This is a genomic window from Saccharothrix variisporea (assembly GCF_003634995.1).
Taxonomy (GTDB): domain Bacteria; phylum Actinomycetota; class Actinomycetes; order Mycobacteriales; family Pseudonocardiaceae; genus Actinosynnema; species Actinosynnema variisporeum.
Genome location: NZ_RBXR01000001.1, coordinates 2123374 through 2142238 on the forward strand (window position 1 = coordinate 2123374; position 18865 = coordinate 2142238).

Annotated in this window: 18 protein-coding genes; 10 read left to right on the forward strand and 8 right to left on the reverse strand. The window is 71.0% G+C overall.

The window, feature by feature from the left end; all coding sequences use genetic code 11:
• Nucleotides 1-33 precede the first annotated feature (33 nt).
• Nucleotides 34-651 carry a hypothetical protein gene (locus DFJ66_RS09175; protein WP_121219814.1) on the forward strand — a complete coding sequence of 206 codons (618 nt, stop codon included), beginning with the start codon at nucleotides 34-36 and terminating at the stop codon, nucleotides 649-651.
• 37 nt (nucleotides 652-688) lie between these two features.
• Here DFJ66_RS09175 and DFJ66_RS09180 read toward each other — a convergent pair whose 3' ends face one another.
• Together DFJ66_RS09180 and cysS are read right to left on the reverse strand one after the other, a co-directional pair.
• Nucleotides 689-1255 (reverse strand): superoxide dismutase, encoded by a 567-nt coding sequence (locus DFJ66_RS09180; protein ID WP_121219816.1) that lies wholly within the window; start codon nucleotides 1253-1255, stop codon nucleotides 689-691.
• 107 nt (nucleotides 1256-1362) lie between these two features.
• Nucleotides 1363-2736: a cysteine--tRNA ligase gene (gene cysS, locus DFJ66_RS09185; protein WP_121219818.1), complete on the reverse strand. Its 1374-nt coding sequence runs from the start codon at nucleotides 2734-2736 to the stop codon at nucleotides 1363-1365.
• Between the two features lie 235 nt (nucleotides 2737-2971).
• Here cysS and DFJ66_RS09190 point away from each other — a divergent pair, with 235 nt between their 5' ends.
• Complete coding sequence (locus DFJ66_RS09190) at nucleotides 2972-5302, forward strand: immune inhibitor A domain-containing protein (protein WP_121219820.1); 2331 nt, start codon at nucleotides 2972-2974, stop codon at nucleotides 5300-5302.
• 68 nt (nucleotides 5303-5370) lie between these two features.
• Entirely contained in the window at nucleotides 5371-5943 is a 573-nt protein-coding gene (locus DFJ66_RS09195; protein WP_121219822.1) for a hypothetical protein, read from the forward strand.
• 692 nt (nucleotides 5944-6635) lie between these two features.
• Here the strand turns inward: DFJ66_RS09195 and DFJ66_RS42565 are convergent.
• The 3 genes from DFJ66_RS42565 to DFJ66_RS09205 form a co-directional block, all read right to left on the reverse strand.
• Nucleotides 6636-6797 carry a hypothetical protein gene (locus DFJ66_RS42565; protein ID WP_170199230.1) on the reverse strand — a complete coding sequence of 54 codons (162 nt, stop codon included), beginning with the start codon at nucleotides 6795-6797 and terminating at the stop codon, nucleotides 6636-6638.
• Nucleotides 6798-6862: 65 nt separating this feature from the next.
• Nucleotides 6863-7477, reverse strand: a complete 615-nt coding sequence (locus DFJ66_RS09200) for a cysteine hydrolase family protein (protein WP_121219824.1) — start codon at nucleotides 7475-7477, stop codon at nucleotides 6863-6865.
• A gap of 85 nt (nucleotides 7478-7562) precedes the next feature.
• Complete coding sequence (locus DFJ66_RS09205; RefSeq protein ID WP_121219826.1) at nucleotides 7563-8483, reverse strand: SDR family NAD(P)-dependent oxidoreductase; 921 nt, start codon at nucleotides 8481-8483, stop codon at nucleotides 7563-7565.
• A 109-nt stretch (nucleotides 8484-8592) separates the two neighbouring features.
• Between DFJ66_RS09205 and DFJ66_RS09210 the strand changes: the two genes are divergently transcribed.
• Nucleotides 8593-9168: a TetR/AcrR family transcriptional regulator gene (locus DFJ66_RS09210; protein ID WP_121219828.1), complete on the forward strand. Its 576-nt coding sequence runs from the start codon at nucleotides 8593-8595 to the stop codon at nucleotides 9166-9168.
• Here DFJ66_RS09210 and DFJ66_RS09215 read toward each other — a convergent pair.
• The gene (locus DFJ66_RS09215) at nucleotides 9132-9659 is read right to left on the reverse strand and encodes an ArsR/SmtB family transcription factor (RefSeq protein ID WP_121219830.1); all 528 of its coding nucleotides are present in this window, start codon (nucleotides 9657-9659) and stop codon (nucleotides 9132-9134) included. The genes DFJ66_RS09210 and DFJ66_RS09215 overlap by 37 nt on opposite strands.
• 89 nt (nucleotides 9660-9748) lie before the next feature.
• Between DFJ66_RS09215 and DFJ66_RS09220 the strand changes: the two genes are divergently transcribed.
• The 5 genes from DFJ66_RS09220 (at nucleotide 9749) to DFJ66_RS09240 (ending at nucleotide 15890) form a co-directional block, all read left to right on the forward strand.
• On the forward strand, nucleotides 9749-11092 hold the full coding sequence (locus DFJ66_RS09220) for a M20/M25/M40 family metallo-hydrolase (RefSeq protein WP_121219832.1): 1344 nt from the start codon (nucleotides 9749-9751) through the stop codon (nucleotides 11090-11092).
• Nucleotides 11089-12849 carry a S9 family peptidase gene (locus tag DFJ66_RS09225; protein WP_121219834.1) on the forward strand — a complete coding sequence of 587 codons (1761 nt, stop codon included), beginning with the start codon at nucleotides 11089-11091 and terminating at the stop codon, nucleotides 12847-12849. Before DFJ66_RS09220 ends, DFJ66_RS09225 begins: the two co-directional genes overlap by 4 nt.
• Before the next feature lie 74 nt (nucleotides 12850-12923).
• The gene (locus DFJ66_RS09230) at nucleotides 12924-13613 is read left to right on the forward strand and encodes a hypothetical protein (RefSeq protein WP_121219836.1); all 690 of its coding nucleotides are present in this window, start codon (nucleotides 12924-12926) and stop codon (nucleotides 13611-13613) included.
• A 164-nt stretch (nucleotides 13614-13777) separates the two neighbouring features.
• Nucleotides 13778-15430 carry a peroxidase family protein gene (locus DFJ66_RS09235; protein WP_121219838.1) on the forward strand — a complete coding sequence of 551 codons (1653 nt, stop codon included), beginning with the start codon at nucleotides 13778-13780 and terminating at the stop codon, nucleotides 15428-15430.
• A gap of 1 nt (nucleotide 15431) precedes the next feature.
• Entirely contained in the window at nucleotides 15432-15890 is a 459-nt protein-coding gene (locus tag DFJ66_RS09240) for a DoxX family protein (RefSeq protein ID WP_121219840.1), read from the forward strand.
• Nucleotides 15891-15932: 42 nt separating this feature from the next.
• Here DFJ66_RS09240 and DFJ66_RS09245 read toward each other — a convergent pair whose 3' ends face one another.
• Both DFJ66_RS09245 and DFJ66_RS09250 read right to left on the reverse strand, forming a co-directional pair.
• Nucleotides 15933-16376, reverse strand: a complete 444-nt coding sequence (locus DFJ66_RS09245) for a GNAT family N-acetyltransferase (protein WP_246029652.1) — start codon at nucleotides 16374-16376, stop codon at nucleotides 15933-15935.
• 46 nt (nucleotides 16377-16422) lie between these two features.
• Nucleotides 16423-18453, reverse strand: coding sequence for an MDR family MFS transporter (locus tag DFJ66_RS09250; protein ID WP_246029653.1), 2031 nt, complete (start codon nucleotides 18451-18453; stop codon nucleotides 16423-16425).
• Between the two features lie 103 nt (nucleotides 18454-18556).
• On the opposite strand from DFJ66_RS09250, the gene DFJ66_RS09255 reads away from it, so the two are divergent.
• Complete coding sequence (locus DFJ66_RS09255; protein WP_121230909.1) at nucleotides 18557-18838, forward strand: hypothetical protein; 282 nt, start codon at nucleotides 18557-18559, stop codon at nucleotides 18836-18838.
• The last annotated feature ends 27 nt before the right edge of the window (nucleotides 18839-18865 follow it).

The window sequence follows — 18865 nt, forward strand, 5'->3', positions numbered from 1 at the left end:
AACGGGCGGACCCCCGGAAACGATCAAGGGAGCATGACCGGCGCAGTGCCCCCACCCGAAGGCGGCTTACCCGGCCGGCCGCCGCACGTCGCCAACACCGCAGGCGACGTCCACGGCCCCTCCGTGCAGGCCGGTTACGTCGCCGGAGGCATCCACTTCCACACGACGCCCGCCTACCAGCCGCCACCCTTCCCGCCCCCGGTCCCGGTTCGGCGGCGGGACCGCTCGGTCCTGCGGTCGTGGCTACCGGTCGTGCTCCTGGTGTTCCTGGTGGCCGGGTTCGGCTCCTACCTGATCAGCCTCGCGGTCGGCCGGGGACCCTTCGTGGCCAACCTCGCGGCCGACGGCGTGCTGCTGCTGGTGGCGCTGGCGGTCCTGGCGCTGCGGTGGCAGCGGGTGGCGCGGGACTCGTCGTTCCCCGCCTACCTGGGCCGGGTCCTCGCCCGCTGGGTGCCGCGCTGCGTGCGGGCGACCTCGACGCCGGCGCTGGCCGTGGTCGCCGTCGTGCTCGGGGCGCTGCTGGTGGGGTCGCTGGCCACTCCGGTGGACAACGCCGCCACGGCCGCGCAGGGGCGCAACGGCGTGCTGCTGCTCCTGCTCGGCCTCGGTGTCCCCGTGGTGCGGACGTTGGTCGCGCGACGGCGGCGGTGACGGGCGGAGGTCGGCCGGTCCGCCCGTCCGCCGACGGCTAGAACTTGACGGTCGCGCAGCCCAGGCGCGGTCCGGCGGTGCCCGCCTTGCCCGGTTCGGTGGCGGTCTTCTGCGCGTGGATCACGACCGAGCCCGCGCGGCGGTCGGTGAACTGCCACGGCACGGTCGTGGTGACCACCGCGTGGCCGCGGTCGTCGGTGGTGAAGTCCAGCCAGATCTCGTTGGTGGGGTTGGCGAAGTCCGGGTCCACCGAGGGCTGGTTCGGGTCCACCACGTGCTGGTGGTGCGCGCCGGCGTCGGTCGGCAGCGGGCCGCACGGCTTCTGGTGCGCGTGCGCGCTGTAGGTGCGGTCGGGCACGAGCCCGTACACGCCGAGCACCACCTTCGTGCTGTCCCGGCGTGGCGTGGCGACCACCAGCACCTTGGCGCCCGGCGCGATGAGCGCGGTGTCGTAGGTGAACGCCTTCGTGGCCGCGTCCGGGGTCTCGAACCGCGCGAGGGTCACCGCGACGCCGCTGCCGCCGCCGGTGTCCTCCGGGGCCGCGCTCGCGGTGCCGGCGGTGACGACGAGCGCCGCGCCGAGGAGGGTGAGGAGACGCTTCACTGGCGAATGCCTTTCCGAATCGGTCGGCGGCCGGTTCCCGCACTGCTCCCCGACGCTAGCACGGTGATCTACCACGAATTGGTGAACGAATGCGGAAAACACCCGGCTCACCCGTTCTGGTACCACCACCGGGTGCCGTCCGCCGTGTCCTCGATCGCGATTCCGCGGTCGCGCAGGTCGTCCCGGATCTTGTCCGCCTCCGCGAACTGCCAAGCCGCCCGCAGCTCGCGCCGACGCGCCAGCTCCGCCTCCACGTAGGCGTCCTCGCCGGCCGGCTGCTCCAGGTCGAAGGCGTCGAACAGGCCGTCCACCTCGCGCAGCAGGGCCAGCGCGGCCGGACCCGGCGACTCACCGGTGCGGTTCTGCTCGCGGATGTACTCGAACAGCACGGCGACCGCGCCGGGCGTGTCCAGGTCGTCCTCCAGGTGCGCGTAGAACCGCTCCCGGGTCCGCTCGACCAGCTCCAGCGCCGCCGGCGACTCAGCCACTCGCACGTCCACCAGCCGCGCGAAGTTCTCCACCCGCCGCCTGGCCGCGCGGGCGTGCGCGAGGGTGACGTCGTTGAACTCCATCGACGACCGGTAGTGCTGGCTGAGGAACGCGTAGCGCAGGGTGCGGAAGTCGGCGAGCTCCAGCGCCTGCCGGATGGTCAGGAAGTTGCCCGCGCTCTTGGCCATCTTCGCGCCGTCCACGCGCAGCAGGCCCGCGTGCAGCCAGTGCCGGACCAGCGGGACCTTGCCCGACGCCGCCTCCTGCTGGGCGATCTCGGCCTCGTGGTGCGGGAAGATCAGGTCCACCGCCCCGCCGTGCAGGTCGTACTGCGGCCCGAACACGGCCTCGGTGATCGCGGTGTCCTCGATGTGCCAGCCGGGCCGGCCGGGGCCCAGCGGGGTGTCCCAGTACGGCTCGCCGGGCTTGCGCGCCTTCCACAGCGCGAAGTCGCCCGGGTTCCGCTTGCCCGCGTGCTCGTCGATGCGGGCGACCGAGTCCTCCGCCTCGACGTGCGTGCGGCCGGACAGCTTGCCGTAGTCGGGGAAGGTGGACAGGTCGAAGTACCAGCCGTCGTCCAGGCGGTAGGCGTGGCCGCGGTCGATCAGCGCCTGGACCTGGGCGACGATGTCGTCGATGTGGTCGTGGGCACGCTCGTAGGTGTCGACGGACGCGTTGTGCAGCGCCGCCATGTCCTCCAGGTAGCGCGCCTCGAACTGCGCCGACAGCTCGCGCGGGGCGACGCCCAGTTCCGCCGCCCGCTTGATGATCTTGTCGTCCACATCGGTGATGTTCTGCACATAGGTGACGTCGTAACCGCGGTTCTTGAGGAAACGCGCGACGAAGTCGAAATGCGTGTAGGTCTTGGCGTGGCCGATGTGGCTGAAGTCGTAGACGGTCGGGCCGCAGACGAACATCCGGACCACGCCGGGCGTCATGGGCTCGAACGGTTCTTTGCGCTTGGTGAGCGTGTTGAAAAGACGAAGAGACACCGCAGGATCTCCCTCGGGTGTTTTCGGAATCGGTGCTCAGGAATTCACCGACGCCCGACACTCCGCGACGACGCGGCGCACCGCACCGTCGGAGGAACCGAAGATGACCCACACAAGAGCGGAGTGTAGCAGCAACCACGCTCCGTGATCACCCTCCGTCGAACCCGACCTTCGGCCGTGCCCGGCGCACCGGCGACTGCGGCAACGTCACGCGCACCCCGAGTGAGGAGGACTCGTGCGAAGACTCTTAACCGCCGCCGCGGCGCTGACCCTGCTGACCGCAGGACTCGCGCCGGCGGCCCACGCCGTGCCCGAGGACACCGCCGCCGAACAGCCGCTCCAGGTCACCGACGAGCTGCCGCACCCGCTGGAGGACAAGCGGCGGGCGTTGAAGCAGGAGGCGCTGGCCAAGGTGCTGACCGGCGAGGCCACCGCCGTGCAGCGCGACGGCAGCAAGGTGGTCAAGCTGGGCGGCAAGAACGGCAAGGTGGACCAGTACGTCGAGCTGGAGCGCCAGAAGACCGACAAGATCTTCGTCGTGCTGGCCGAGTTCGGCGACGAGCGCCACCCGCAGTACCCCGACCAGGACACCGCGCCCGCCACCCCGGGCCCGAAGCGGTTCGACGGCCCGGTGCACAACGCGATCCCCGAGCCCGACCGGTCGGTGGACAACACCACCATCTGGCACCCGGACTTCAGCCGCGCCTACTTCCAGGACCTGTACTTCGCCACCGCGCCCGGCGCGAACTCCGTGGCCAACTACTTCGACAAGCAGTCCTCCGGCCGCTACACCGTCGAGGGCACCGTCACCGACTGGGTGAAGGTCCGCTACAACGAGGCCCGCTACGGCCGGTCCAACGGCTACCCGTGCGGCGGCAACGTCTGCAACAACTCCTACGACCTGGTGCGCGACGCCGTCAGCCAGTGGTTCGCCGACCAGAAGGCCGCGGGCCGTTCCACCGAGGACGTCCGCGCCCAGCTGGCCCAGTACGACACGTGGGACCGCTACGACTTCGACGCCGACGGCAACTTCTCCGAGCCGGACGGCTACCTGGACCACTTCCAGGTCGTGCACGCCGGTGGCGACCAGGCCGATGGCGACCCGTGGCAGGGCGAGGACGCGATCTGGAGCCACCGCGGTTACGCGTCCAAGAACTACAACTCCGGTCCGGGCAGCAACAAGCTCGGCGGCGCACCCATCGGCGACACGGGCCTGTGGGTCGGCGACTACACCATGCAGCCGGAGAACGGCGGCGTCAGCGTGTTCGCCCACGAGTACGGCCACGACCTGGGCCTGCCCGACCACTACGACACCAGCGGCGGCGGCACCAACGGCGTCAACTGGTGGTCGATCATGGGCCAGACCCGCGTCGGCGTCGGCAACGAACCGCCCGGCACGCGCGCCAACGAGCTGTCCGCGTGGGACAAGCTCCAACTGGGCTGGCTGGACTACGAGGTCGCCGTCGCGGGCCAGGAGCGGGTGTTCGACCTCGGCCCGCACGAGTACAACAGCGCTCGCGCGCAGGGCCTGGTGGTCGTGCTGCCGGACGTGTCCAAGACCTTCGACTACGGCGACCCGTTCGCGGGCTCGAAGATGTGGTGGAGCGACAAGGGCAACGACCTCGACCACTCGATGACCCGGCCGGTGGACCTGACCGGAAAGTCCACCGCCGAGCTGACCCTGAAGGCGCGCTTCGACATCGAGGAGGACTTCGACTACCTCTACGTCGAGGCCGCCAACCCGGACGGCAGCTGGACCCAGCTCGACGGCACCGTGGACGGCAAGCCGTTCGTCCGGGACTCCGGGAACGCTCCCTCGATCAGCGGCACCTCGGGTGGTCGCTGGGTCGACGTCCGCGTCCCGCTGACCGCCTACGCGGGCCAGAACACCAAGCTGCGCTTCGCCTACCGCACCGATGGCGGCCTTGCGCTGCAGGGGTTCTTCGCCGACGCGATCACGGTGACCGCGGACGGCGCGCCGGTGCTGGAGGACGGCGCCGAGACCGGTTCCGGCTGGGCGCTCAAGGGTTTCCGGGCCACGGCGGGCACGGAGACGAAGGCGTTCGACCAGTTCTACATCGCCTCGAACCGAACCTACGAGTCCTACGGCGCCTACAACCGGACCGGCCCCTACCGCTACAGCTTCCCGGACAAGCCGGACTGGGTGGAGCACTTCCCCTACCAGGACGGCTTGCTGGTGTCGCTGTGGGACACGAGCTTCCTGGACAACAACACCAGCGAGCACCCCGGTGAGGGCCTGATCCTGCCGATCGACGCCAACCCCGCGCCGATCTACCACCTGGAAGGCAAGCCGTGGTCGCCGACCGTCGGCGGCTACGACGCGCCCTTCGGGTTGCAGAAGTCGGACTCGTTCACGCTGCACATCAACGGCAAGGCGTCCTATGTGCGCGGTCAGCCGGCGCGGCCGGTGTTCGACGACACCAAGCAGTTCTGGTACCCGGAGACCCCGACGACCGGCGTCAAGCTGCCCGCGGTCGGCGTCGGTCTACGCGTGTTGACGCAATCCGGCACGTCGATGCGGGTGAAGCTCTTCCGCACCAAGTAGACGGTCGAAACGCCGGACGTGATCCATTCAGTGTCACGTCCGGCGTCCGTCCGGCGATGTAGACGGACATGGTGAGATCACGTGGCACCGCCGCCGCCCTCGTCGTCTTCCTCGCGCTGACCGGTTGCGCGCAGCAGTCCGCCCCCGCCGGTCCCGCACCCGTCACCACCACGGCCGCGCCCCTGCGGGTGAGCCTGTGCGACGACCCCGGCGACCTGGTGGCGTGGATGCGCGCCGAGGGCTTGGCCGTGGACGACGCCCGCTGCACCGCCGAGCCGACCGACACCCGACCGCTGCGGGCCTACGGGAAGTGGGCGTTCCCGCCGTCCGGGCGCGGCACGCCGCACGTGGAAGCGGTGGAGGTCGCGGTGTTCACCGACCGCGGCCCGGACGGCGGCAGCGCGTTCGACGACCTGAAGGCCGCCTACCCGCCGCATGAGCAGCGCACCGTCGCCGGGCACTACGCGAAGGTGGCGAACAGCCGCGGCCGAACCCTGATCGCACTGCCCGAGCTGGCCGAACCGCTGGACATCACCATCACCACGACGATGACCGGCGCGACCGACGCCGAGTACGCCCGCATCCGCGCCACGCACCTGGGTGCGCTGGAACAACTCGTGGCGACCCTGGTCCGGGCCTGAATTGCGGTTTTCCGCCTGCTGCGGAAACCCGCGCCGAACCGGGGCAATAGCCGCTTCCACTCGGACGAATTCACGGGGGAATCGACTGCGCCGCCGCGGTGCCGACCGGGGAGGTTCGCGGACCCGCCGGAGGTGCGCCGGGGTCGGGGTCGAGCCCGCCGGGCGGCTCGGGAGCACCCTCCGCACACCCGCTCGGCCGTACGCACGGGGCGTTCGGCCGAACCGGGCCACGACCAGTGCGGCTCCCGCGCCCCGGGCGGCACCGTCGCGGCGCACGGCGATCAGCGGCGGCGTGGAATATTCTTGCTCCGCGAATCACTTTCCACAATTGGGCAAGCGGCGCGCGGATACGTACCCAATACAGAACGGACGACCTGACCGAGTGCGCGCACCGACGCCCAATTCACCCGTTCAGCCGCTTCCCGAATTGGTGCCGCGCCGAATACGGTCCTCTCCGGACCGCCGATCGGGACATCGCGGTTCCTCCGGGGGACGGGGGCGAGGGGATTTGTGGGGTCTCCTTTCGACGTTTCCACGCGGAACGTTTCGCGCCTTCCCCCCACCGCGGGCACGCAGGTCTTCGCGTCAGGCGAGGTCCCCCAGTCCCGCTTGACGCCTGCGAATGGCCGGGGAGTCCGTCCACGGGACTCCCCGGCCCTCACACCGAGTCCACTGCGGACGCCGTGAGGGGGCTAGCGGGCCACGCGGAGCTTGTCCGCGCGCACCCGCTTGCGCCGCACGAAGGTGTGGTCGGCCGCGCAGCCGGCGAGCAGCGCGCCCGACACCAGGACCAGCGTTTCCCCGCCCCGGACTGCGCATGCGCAGACCAGGACGGTCCAAAGCAGCAGCCTCATGGAGCAAGGCTAGGGATCTGCGTCACACCCGTCGAAGGATTTGGGAAAAGCTTAGGGTTCGCGTTTCACCGCAGGGCCGCGGTGACCTCCTCGGCGGTCGCGGTCACCGAGAACATCGGGTAGTCGTACTTGATCGCGTTCTCGTGCTCTTCGGCCGAGGTCGCCGCCACGCAGTCGGTCAACGTGATGACCTTGTAGCCGTTCTCGTACCCCGTGCGCATGGTCGATTCGACGCAGCAGTTGGTGAGGAACCCGCCGAGCACGATGGTGTCGATGCCTTTGCTGCGCAGGATGAAATCGAGGTTGGTGCTGGCGAACGTGTCGAGTCCGCGCTTGCCCTCGACCACGATGTCGCCCTGCTGGGGCGCGAGGTCGTCCACGATCGCCGCGCCCCAGGTGCCCTTCACGAACGCCTTGCCGTCCACGACGCCCTTGAGGATGCCGTAGGGGTGCCGGGAGATCTCGTGGTAGCCCTCGGCGAAGGTGATGGGCGCGTGCATCACGGTGGCGCCGGCCGCGCGGGCCGCCTCGACCAGCGCCACGGTCTTGGGCAGCATGCCGGTGTCCGCCATGACCGGGCTGACGGCGTCGTGCAGGACGCCGCCCTCGCTGGTGAAGTCGTTCTGGTACTCGATGAGCACCACGGCGGTCTTGGCGGGGTCGAGCTTGAGGTCCGTCATCGGAGGGCTCCCTGCTTGTCGCGGCACGGCCGTAGCCGATTCAACGACCGCCGGCGGGGCGCGGCAATGCAGCGGACGGGTGGCGTCAGACCGTCTCCTCGGAGACCTTCCACAGTCGTGAGGCCGCCTCGCGATCGAGGGCGTAGGCCGCGACACCGCCGGTAAGGCCGCCCTGGTTCGGCAAAGCCTCGTTGGAGTCCTCGAAGTACCGGCCGGTCACGCCCTCGACCAGCGGCGAGGCTGCCAGCAGCACCGACGTGGCCGCGCCCTGCTCGACGGTCTTGAGCACGCGCCCGGGCACGGACGCCGCCAGGCGCGCCAACTCCTCGGGGTCGACGTGCCGCTGGAGGTTGGTGGCGATGCTGCCGGGCATCAGGGCGTTGACGGTGATCCCGTCGGCCGCCCACCGCTGCGCCGCCTCGACGGCGAACAGGATGTTCGCGGTCTTGGACTGGCCGTAGGCGGGCCACGGCTCGTAAGGACGCTCGTGGAAGTGGATGTCCTCGAACACCACCGGCGACATGAGGTGGGCACTGGAGCTGACCACGACGACCCGTGCGCCCTCGGCGGCCAGCGCGCGGTGCAGGCCGGTGGTCAGTGTGAAGTGGCCCAGGTGGTTGGTGGCGAACTGGAGTTCCCAGCCCTCGGGCGTGCGGGTCTCGGGCGTGGCCATGACGCCGGCATTGTTGACCAGGATGTGCAGCGGGCCGTCCCAGTTCGCCGCGAACGCGGCGGCGGAGGCCTGGTCGGCGAGGTCGAGCGGGGCGACGCGGACCTCTCGGCCGGTGGTGGCCTCGATGTCGGCGGCGGTGCGGCGGCCGGCGTCGGCGTTGCGCACGGCGATGGTGACCTCGGCGCCGGCGGCGACCAGGACACGGGCGGTCTCGACGCCGATGCCGGACGCGCCGCCGGTGACGACGGCCCGCTTCCCGGTCAGGTCGACGCCCGCGGCCACCTCGGCGGCGGTGGAGTCGGCGGTGAAGGGGGTGGTGATGCGCTCGGACACGGGTCCCTCTCCCTGTTAGGCTTGAAGCGGAGGTGCCTCCGCTAATTCGACGGTAACCGGAGGGTCCTCCGCTTAGCATCGTGACCTGCACCACACTCGGGGAGCCGCCATGACACGCCCGCTGCGCGCCGACGCCCAGCGCAACCGCGACAAGCTGATCGCGGTGGCCCTGGAAGCGTTCTCCGCCGACGGCGAGGTGGCGCTGGAGACGGTCGCCAAGCGGGCCGGGGTGGGCATCGGCACGCTCTACCGCCACTTCCCCACCCGGGAGGCGCTGGTCGAGGCCGTCTACCGCAGCGAACTGGCGAAGCTGTGCGACTCGGTGCCCGACCTGCTCGCGGAGCTGCCTCCGGAGCAGGCGATGCGGGCGTGGATGGACCGGTTCGTCGAGTACATGGGCACCAAGCAGGGCATGGGCGACGCGCTCAAGGCCGTCATCGCCTCCGGCGGGGACCCGTTCGCCGAGAGCAGGCGGCTGCTGCTGGACGCGGTGGCCACCCTCCTGGACGCGACCGACGGCCCGCTGCGCGAACGGGTGCGCCCCATGGACGTGCTCGGCACGCTCGGCGGCGTCGGCCTGGCCGCGGCGGAACTGGCCGACCCCGAGCAGGCGGGCCGGATGCTGGACCTGGTGATGGACGGCCTGCGCTACCGGTCGGGCCGCGCCACCAACGACCAGAGGTAGCTCAACGGCTCACCCTCCGGCTCGTCCCGTTCGATGAACTCGGTGAGCAGTTCCACCAGGCGCGCGTGCAGCTCGGCCTGCGACTCGGGCCCCAGGCGCAGGACGCCGCGCCGCACGTCCCGGCTCGCGTCCGGTCCGGCCTCGATGATCTCGGCGCGGTGCGCGCCCAACATGGCCAGGTCGACTTGCTGCACCAAGCCTTCGCCGTCGTCCACCAGGCCCAACCGCCACGTGCGTCCGGTGGCACGGTAAGGGCGTTCCAGCGCGCCTTTCGCGCCCGTGCGCACCGGTTCGGCGGCTAGGAAACCCGTGCCGACCAGGGCGCGCACGTGCCGCAGGACGGTCGCGGGGGCGACGTCGAGGCGTTCGGCCAGCTCCTGGTTGGTCCACGCGCGGTCGAAGCACAGCCGGAGGATGCGCCACCGCAGCGGGTGCGCCAGCGCCTTCAACTCCTCGACCGAGGCGGTTCGGGCGGGTGGGTCTGCGGGCACGCGTGGAAGGTTAACGGACGACCCCTTGCCGCGCCCGCCAGTGATTTGCTTCACTGCTATCGATTGCACTTCGTGAAATCGGAGGCGGCGTGGAACTGGCGGAGCGGGTCGGCGCCTGGGTGCGCGAACGGGAGCCGGAACTGGTGGCGGAGCTGGCCGCGTGGATCGCGCAGCCCAGCGTCAGCCGCACCGGCGAGGGCATGTCCGGCGCGGTCGCGCACGGCGTGGAACTGTTGCGCCGCAGCGGGTTGACGCCCGAAGTGGTGGAGACCGGCGGGTGGCCGGCGCTGGTGGGCACCGCGCCGGGGCCGCCGGGCGCGCCGCACGTCCTGGTCTACGGCCACTACGACGTGCAGCCCGCCGGGCCGCTGCACGAGTGGGTCACCCCGCCGTTCCAGCCCGACGTCCGCGACGGCCGCATGTACGGGCGCGGCACCGGCGACAACAAGGGCCAGCACCTGGCCCAGCTCCTCGGGTTGCGCGCGTTGCGCGAGCTGGGCGGCCTGCCGTGCCGGGTCACCGTGCTGCTCGACGGCGAGGAGGAGATCGGCAGCCCGAACCTGGCGAAGGCGTTGCGGCAACTGGAGAAACCGGACCTGGTGGTGTGGAGCGACGGGCCGGTGCACGAGTCGGGGCGTGCCTCGGTCGTGCTCGGCGTGCGCGGGGTGCTGGCGTTCGAACTGCGGGCGCGGGGCGCGTCGGGCGCGCTGCACTCGGGCAACTGGGGCGGTGTCGCGCCCAACCCGGCCTGGCGGCTGGTGCACGTGCTGGGCACCATGCGCTCACCGGACGGCCGGGTGCTGATCGACGGTTTCGCCGACGCCGTCGAGCCGTTGAGCCCCGGTGAACGGTCCGCGCTGGCCGCGCTGCCGGTGGACGTGCCGCGGGTGCTCGCCGAGATCGGCGTGACCGGCATGGAACCGCCCGCGGGCCTGGGCTTCTACGAGCGCCTCACCGGCCCCACCTTCACCGTCAACTCGCTGACCTGCGAGGACGCCGGCGAGCACCGGACGGTCATCCCGCACGTGGCGGTCGCGAAGTGCGACATGCGGCTGGTCGGCGGGCAGCGCGCGGCCGACGTGGCCGCCGCGATCCGCGCCCACCTGGACCGGCACGCGCCGGACGTGGAGTTCGTGCCCGGCGCGGCGATGGAGCCGTCCCGGACGCTGCCGGAGACGCCGTGGACGCAGGCGGTCCTGCGCGGGGCGCGGGAGGGTCTGGGCGAGGAGCCGCTGCTGGTGCCCGCGCTGGGCGGCAGCCTGCCGATCGCGCCGTTCACCGACGAGCTGGACGTGCCCTGCTACGGCGTGCCGCTGGCCAACGTCGACGAGTGCAACCACGCGCCCAACGAGAACCTGGTGCTGGACTGGTTCCGGCGCGGGATCGTGGCGGCGGCGACGGTGCAGCACGCGATCGCGGAGGTGGGGCGGTGAGCCTGACCGACTTCGAGTGGGTGTCCGGGGCGGAACCCGGGCCGGACGGGCGGATCGCGTACCTGAGCGACGCCACCGGCCGGCCCCAGCCGTACGTGGACGGGCGGTTGGTGCCGGTGCCGGGGTCGGCGCGGCGGTGCGCGTGGCACCCCGGCGGCACGAAGCTGTTGGTGCTGACCGATCCCGATGGTGGCGAGGCGCACCGACTGGCCGAAGTGGACGTCGACAGCGGGGAGATCACCTGGCTGGTGGCCGAGGACGGCGTGCGCTGCGAGGTCGGTGTTCCTTATGCCGGCGGTGGAAGTCCTTACAGCGCCGACGGGAAGCTGTTGGCGTACGCGAACAACGCGCGTGACCCCGAGGTGTTCGACGTGTTCGTGCGGGACGATCACGGGTCGCGGATGGTGTTGCGCGGCGACGACCGGTACTTGCCGTTGGGCTTCTCCCCCGACTCGCGTCTGCTGCTGGTGCTGAAGTTCCACCAGAACGCCGACCACGAGTTGTTCGTGGTGGACCTGTCCGACGATTCCGTCCGGCGGATCACCGACTTCGCCGGTCCCGCGAAGTACCTGCCGGTGGCGTGGCTGCCCGACTCGTCCGGCATCGTCCTGTGCACCACGCAGGGCCGCGACTTCCTGGGTCTGGCCGCCCTTTCGCTCGACGGCACCCTGACCTGGCTGCACACGCCCGACGCGGACGTGCCCGGTGCCGCGGTGTCCGGGACACGGCTGGCGTGGGGCGAGAACGAGCACGGCTGGACCCGCCTGTTCTGGTCCCAGGACGGCGAAGTCCGCCCGGTGCGCGGGTTGCCGGACGGGCTCGCGGTGACCGAGTTCGGCTACGACGGCCACGTCCTGCGGTTCGTCCCGGACGGCCGACTGCTGGTCCCACTGGCCCGCGCGGACGCGGCGACCGAGCTGTACCTGGCCGACCTCGACGCCGGCACCGCCGAGCGCCTCACCGACTTCGGCGCGGGCCTGCCCGACGACCTGGTCTCCCCCACCGTCGTGCACGCGGTGAGCCGCGACGGCCTGCGCATCCCTTGCCTGCTCTACAAACCGCACAACGCGGTCGCCGCGCCGGTCGTCCTGTCCGTGCACGGCGGCCCCGAGTGGCAGGCCGCTCCGTCCTACGACCCGACCGTGCAGGCGTTGCTGGCCGGCGGGATCGGCGTGCTGGCACCGAACTTCCGCGGCTCCTCCGGGTACGGCCTGGCCTTCCAGCGCCTGGTCTACGGGGACTGGGGCGGCGGCGACCTCGACGACCTGGCCGCTGCCGCCGCGCTGCTCGCGGACGTGGAGTGGGCCGACGAGACCCGACTGGGCGTGCACGGCGCTTCTTACGGCGGTTTCGCGGCACTGTCGTGCGTCACGCGGCTGCCGGGGACGTTCAAGGCGGCGGTCAGCGAGTGCGGGACTTCGGACCTCCTCACGGACATCCGCGACTGCCCACCGACGTGGCGCAGGCGCACGAAGGAGTGGATCGGCGACCCGGACGACCCGGCGCAGCGTGCTTCCCTGGTGGAGCGCAGCCCGATCACGCACGCCGAGCGGGTGCAGGCACCCGTGCTCATGCTGCACGGTGAGAACGACACGCGCGTGAACCCTGAGGAGTCGGAGCGGATGTACGCGCGCCTTAAGGAGCTGGGCAAGCCCGTGCGGTTGGAGTTGCACCCCGGAGTGGGTCACGAGGTGCACCGGGAAGGTCTGGCCGACACGGTGGACCTGATCGTCGGGTGGTTCCAGACGCACCTGTGAGCCCGTGGTCGGACGACCGGGGTCGGACCTGAGTCCGATCCGGGTGAGCTCGCGCGCTGACACCGTTTCGGGCCATGAACACCTTCCCCGGTCGTTGGGTCGGCGGCACCGCGCTGGTGCTCGGCCCCGTGCTGCTCCTGCTCGGCACCCTGCTGCGGTCGCCGTTCCACTTCTTCTTCCCGGACCAGCTTCGGGCGATGGCCGAGCACCCCGGTCTGATGACCGCCGCGTACACGGCGTTCGCGGCCGGCAACGTCGTGCTGGGCTTCGCGGTGGTGACGCTGGCGCAACGCATCGCCCGGCCGCTGGGCGTGTGGGCAGGGGTGTTCGTGCTGGTGGGCCTGTTCGAGCGGACCTTCCACGCGGGCGTCGACCAGGCTGCGCAAGGGCTGGTGCGGCGACACGGCCCGCAGTTCGCGACCGAGCTGGTCGCGGCCTCCTACGGTGACCTGCACCTGTTCAGCTACCTGTCCTTCACGATCATGTTCGGCTGGTACGTGCTGGCCTTCGCCGCCTACCGGTCGGGAGTGCTGGGCGTGGCGCGGTCGCTGTGCCTGGCATCGGCCGGACTGCTGCCGTTGGGCGTCCTGAAGGGCACGGAACTCCTCTCGATCGTCGGCACGGTCGGGCTGTGCGCGGCCCTGGTGCCCCTGGGCGTGCGGGTGCTGCTCGACGGGCCGCGCCCGAGCCGCCGGGCCGTTCTCCTGGCTGTGGGAGCGGTTCCGCTGGTCGGCGCATTGGCGCTGGTCAGCACGGCGGGATGAGCACCCGGACGGCTCAGCCGCGGTCACCGAATGCGACCATCGTTCACATCGAGGAAATCTGTGTATCCACCGAACGGCGGTCGACACTTGTCTCTATGAAGGCATCGCGCAGGGGGTGCGGTGCCGGAGCCCGGTGATCCCGGGTGAACGGGGGAGACAAGTACATGAAACATCACGGGAGTGACAGCTTCTTCGTGGTCGGCGAGGGCGTGCTGGAGTTCGGTGGAGCTGGGGAGCCCACCGTCCGGCGGCCCCTCACGGTCGAGGAGCTGCGCCGGTTCCGGTTCTCGCGACTGGGACCGGAGGGGGTCCAGCTGGACGAGGCCACGCGTACCGCTCTGGCGACCGCGATGACCGCCGACGTCCCGCAGCCCGACTCGGAGAACCCGACCATCCCGGCCGGGTTCACCTACCTGGGCCAGTTCGTCGACCACGACCTGACCATGGACCGCACCGAGTCCCAGCTGGGCGGGGACGTCAACCTGGACGACCTGGTCCAGGGCCGCTCGCCCGCGCTGGACCTGGACTCGGTGTACGGCCGGGGTCCCCTCGACCCCGCCGACCGCGTGTTCTACGCCGACGACAAGGTCAAGCTCAAGGTCGGCAAGACCTCCGCGACCACGTTCCCCGACGAGCGGGTCAACGTGGAGCTGGAGGGCTTCGACCTGCCCCGCGCGGGCGTCGGGGCCACCGGGGCGGAGCGGCGCCGGCCGCTGATCCCGGACCAGCGCAACGACGAGAACCTGGTGATCGCCCAGACGCACCTGGCGTTCATCCGGTTCCACAACCGGGTCGTGGACGAGCTGGCGCTGACCGGCCTGAGCGGGCAGCGGCTGTTCCGCCTGGCCCGCGCCCAGGTCGTGCGGCACTACCAGTGGATGCTGCGCACCGACCACCTGCCGCGGATCGTCGACCCGGCGATCGTGGACGACGTGTTCACCCACGGCCGCCGCTTCTTCGAGGCACCCGGCCGCGGGTACACCGGTGCGATGCAGCCGCCCACCATGCCGCTGGAGTTCTCGGTGGCGGCCTACCGGCTCGGGCACAGCATGATCCGGGCCGCCTACCAGTGGAACCGGGTGTTCAACAGCAACGGCGGCCAGGGCGGGATCGCGACGGTGGGGCTGCTGTTCACCTTCACCGGCACCAGCGGCAACTTCCAGCCGGGCACCGACCTCGACGACCCGACCGTCGCCGGGGTGGACACCCTGCCCACCAACTGGATCGCGGACTTCCGCAGGCTGTACGACTTCACCGAGGCCGGCCGACCGGACCTGGCGGCGCCGCCCAACGGCGGCAACGTCACCAAGAAGATCGACACGCAGCTGGTGAACCCGCTGACGCAGCTGCCGGCGGGCACGTTCGACGGGCGGGGCACGCAGTTCCCGCCGATCCACCGCAACCTGGCGTTCCGCAACCTCACGCGGGCCTTGATGGTCAAGCTCGCGACCGGTCAGCAGATCGCCGAGCTGTTCGGCGTCGAGCCGCTGACGCCCGAGCAGATCCTCGTCGGCAACGGTGGCGTCACGCTGGACTCGCTGACCGAGGAGCAGAAGGCCGCGGTGGTGGCGAACACGCCGCTGTGGTTCTACATCCTGCGCGAGGCGGAGTTCGGCAACGGTCGGCTGGGGCCGGTCGGCGGCCGGATCGTGGCGGAGGTCTTCCACCGGGCGATGGAGGGGTCGCGGACCTCGATCGTGCGGGAGCCGTCGTGGCGGCCGGTGTTCGGGCCGGACTCGAACACGTTCCGGATGACCGACCTGCTGCTGTTCGCCTTCGAGGGCAAGGCGGACCTGCTCAACCCGCTGGGTGACTGAGATGTCCGCGACCAAGGACTTCTCGCTCGAAACGGTCCCGCCCCGGCGGTGGGACCGGTTCGAGGGCGTGCTGAGACAGGTCGCGCCGACCGCGTTGCGGGGGTCGATCGGGTTGCTGTTCGTCTGGTTCGGCCTGCTCAAGGTGGCCGGGCAGTCGCCGGTGGCCGACCTCGTGAGCGCCACCCTGCCCTGGGTGCCGCGCGGCTTCCTGCTGCCGGCCCTCGGGGCGGTGGAGGTCGTGCTGGGCGTCGCGCTGCTGGTCGGCAAACCGCGCCGCGCCACGCTGGTGGTGACCGCGGCGCACCTGCTGGGCACGTTCCTGGTGTTCGTGCAGGCGCCGGCACTGGCGTGGTCGGACGGCAACCCGTTGCTGCTGACCGCGACCGGCGAGTTCGTGCTGAAGAACCTGGTGCTGGTGTGCGCGGTGCTGCTGCTGTTGGGGTCGCGCCGCCGGAGCTAGCCGCGGGTGGCCCGCCGGTGCCCCACGCCGGCGGGCCACCCGCTACAGCCGCAGCTTGAAACCCTCGTGCGTGGCCTGGAAGCCGAGGCGCGCGTAGAACCGGTGGGCCGCCTCGCGCTTCCGGTCGGAGGTGAGCTGCACGACCGAGCAGCCCTTGTCGCGGGCGCGCTCGACGACCCACTTCATCAACTGCTCACCCAGCCCCTGCCCACGCAGGCGACTGGCCACCCGCACGGCTTCGACCTGGCCGCGCACCATGCCGCGCTGCGCCAACCCGGGCAGGACGCGGAACTGCAAGGTGCCCACGACCTCACCGTCCACTTCGGCCACGACCAGCTCGTCGTGCGGACTGGCGTCCAGGACGGCGAAGGCGGTGCGGTAGGGCTCCAGGTCGTGCGGGGTCTCCCGCTGGGCGCCCAGCTCGTCGTCGGCGAGCAGCGCGACGATGGCGGGCACGTCCTCGGCGGTGGCAAGCCGGATGATCACGTCGTTCCCCCTTTGTGCTGTGCCCATCCTGCCTGATGCGGTCGCGCTAGACCCCGGCCGGCTCCCGTTCGCTCAACGCGCGACCCGTGGTGATCAGGTCCGTGGCCACCCGGTCCACCGCCTCGGTGAACTCCGGATCGTCGCACCGCCAGTCCACCAGCTTGTCGTGCAGCCACGACCGCCACGCCCCCACCAGCCGGGTGAACGCCTCCGTGCCCTCGGCGCTGAGCCGGTAGCGGCCGTCGTCCTCGGTCACCAACCCCTTGGTCATCAACTGCCGGGCGGTGGGCTCGAAGATCCCCGCCGGGACCTTGGTGTCCCGCGCCAGCCGCTCCAGGGAGGCGTCCCCTTCGTGGACGCTCTGCCGGAACACCTTCACCAGCAGCCAGGCCTGGGCGTGGCTCAACGGCAGGCCGCCCCGGGCCAGGACCTGCGGTGTGGGATCGCGGTCCTCCTTGCTGACGATGAGCGCGACCAGCTTCTCCAACTCCTGGCTCGACCCCGTGGACTGCGGCACGGCGAAGCTCTCCCCCACGCCGTTGTTGCCGGACGCGGCCACCCGGGCGGTGTCGCGCAGAGGTACCTCGCGCAGGAAAAGCGCCACCAGGAACGCCACCGCCGCCACCGGCGCGGCGGCCAGGAACACCCCTTGCAGGGTGTCCGCATAAGCAGCCGTGATCGGGGCCTTCACCGCGTCGGGCAAGGCGTGCAAGGCCTGCACGTTGCTCGCCGCGCGCGGGTCCACGCCCGGTGGGATGGCGGCGGCGAGGTGTTCGGGCAAACGGCTCGCATAGATGGTGCCGAACACCGCCACGCCGAACGAGCTGCCCAGGGTCCTCAGGAACGTCACGCCCGAGGTCGCGACCCCGAGGTCTTCGTAATTGCTGGTGCTCTGCACGACCACCACGGGCACCGGCATGCACATGCCCACGCCCAACCCCAACACCAGCATGTACGTCGAAGCCTGCCAGAACGCCGTATCAGTGTCCAAGAGGGACAACAAGAGCATCCCGCACACCATCAAAATGCTGCCCACTATGGGAAACACCCGATATCGGCCGGTCTTGCCGATCACGTTGCCGGTGGTGATGGACGCGATCAGGATGCCGATCACCAGCGGCAGCATCTCCAACCCGGACTGCGTGGCCGACGCCCCGTGCACGTACTGGAGGTACGTCGGCAGGAACGTCACCCCGCCGAGCATCGCGAACCCGACCACGAAACTCAGCACGCTGCACACCGTGAACACCCGGTTGCGGAACAACCGCATCGGCAGCATCGGCTCCGCGGCCCGCCGCTCGGCCCACACGAACAGCGCCAGCGCCACGAGCGACCCGGCGGCCATCCACAGGATCGTCGGCGACAACCACTCGTACTCGACACCACCCCAACTGGTGACCAGCGTCAACCCGGTCGCGGCCAGCGCGATCAGCAGGATGCCCAGGTAGTCGATCCGGGGCTTCCCGCCGGTGCGCGCCTTCGGCAACGTCAGCGCGCCCACCACCAGCACCAGCACACCCAGCGGCAGGTTGACGTAGAACGCCCACCGCCAGCTCAAGTGGTCCACGAACAACCCGCCCAGCAGCGGTCCCACCACAGTGGACACCCCGAACAGCGCCCCGATCAGGCCCTGGTACTTGCCGCGCTCGGACAGCGGCACGACGTCGGCGATGACGGCCGACGACGTCACCAGCAACCCGCCCGCGCCCAGCCCCTGGATCGCCCGCGACACGATCAGCCACGTCATCGAGTCCGACCAGCCGCACAGGAACGACCCGACCATGAACAGGGCGACGCTGGCCAGGAACGCGGGCTTGCGGCCGAACAGGTCCCCGAACTTGCCGATCAGCGCGGTCATGATCGTCTCGGCCAGCAGGTAGGCGGTGACCACCCACGACAGGTGTCCCGCGCCCCCGAGGTCGCTGACGATCGTGGGCAGCGCGGTGGCCACGATCGTCTGGTCCAGCGCCGCCAGCAGCATCCCCAGCATGATCACGGCGACGATGGCGTTGCGCGCCCGCCGCCCGACCTCGACCCGCCCGCCCTCGACCCGCCCGCCCTCGACCCGTTCGACCACGGCGACCTCCCAAGCGGACCATAGGCCCGCCTCCCCGACCCCGCGACTCGCGCGCCTGCCCGAAACCGGGCACGCCGTTTGGCCGGGTGGTTGGCTGGTGACCATGCTGGACGCCGTGGACGACGAAGTGCCGGAGGACCTGCTGCGGCACGTCGTGCGGACGACCGGGATACCGCCGGGCCTGGCGCACCGGCTCGTCTCCGACGTCATGGGCTACTTCGTCGAGACCGCCACCGAGTACGTGCGACGACGCCACGCGGAGCTGCAAGCGCAGGGACTGAAGAACGCCGCCATCTGGGACCGGCTCCGCCGGGAGCTGGACACCCGACCGGTGGCCGCGCCGAAGTTCACCGAGCGCCAGCTGCGCCGGATCGTCTACGGATAGACCGTCTACGGCTCAAGAGGAGAACGT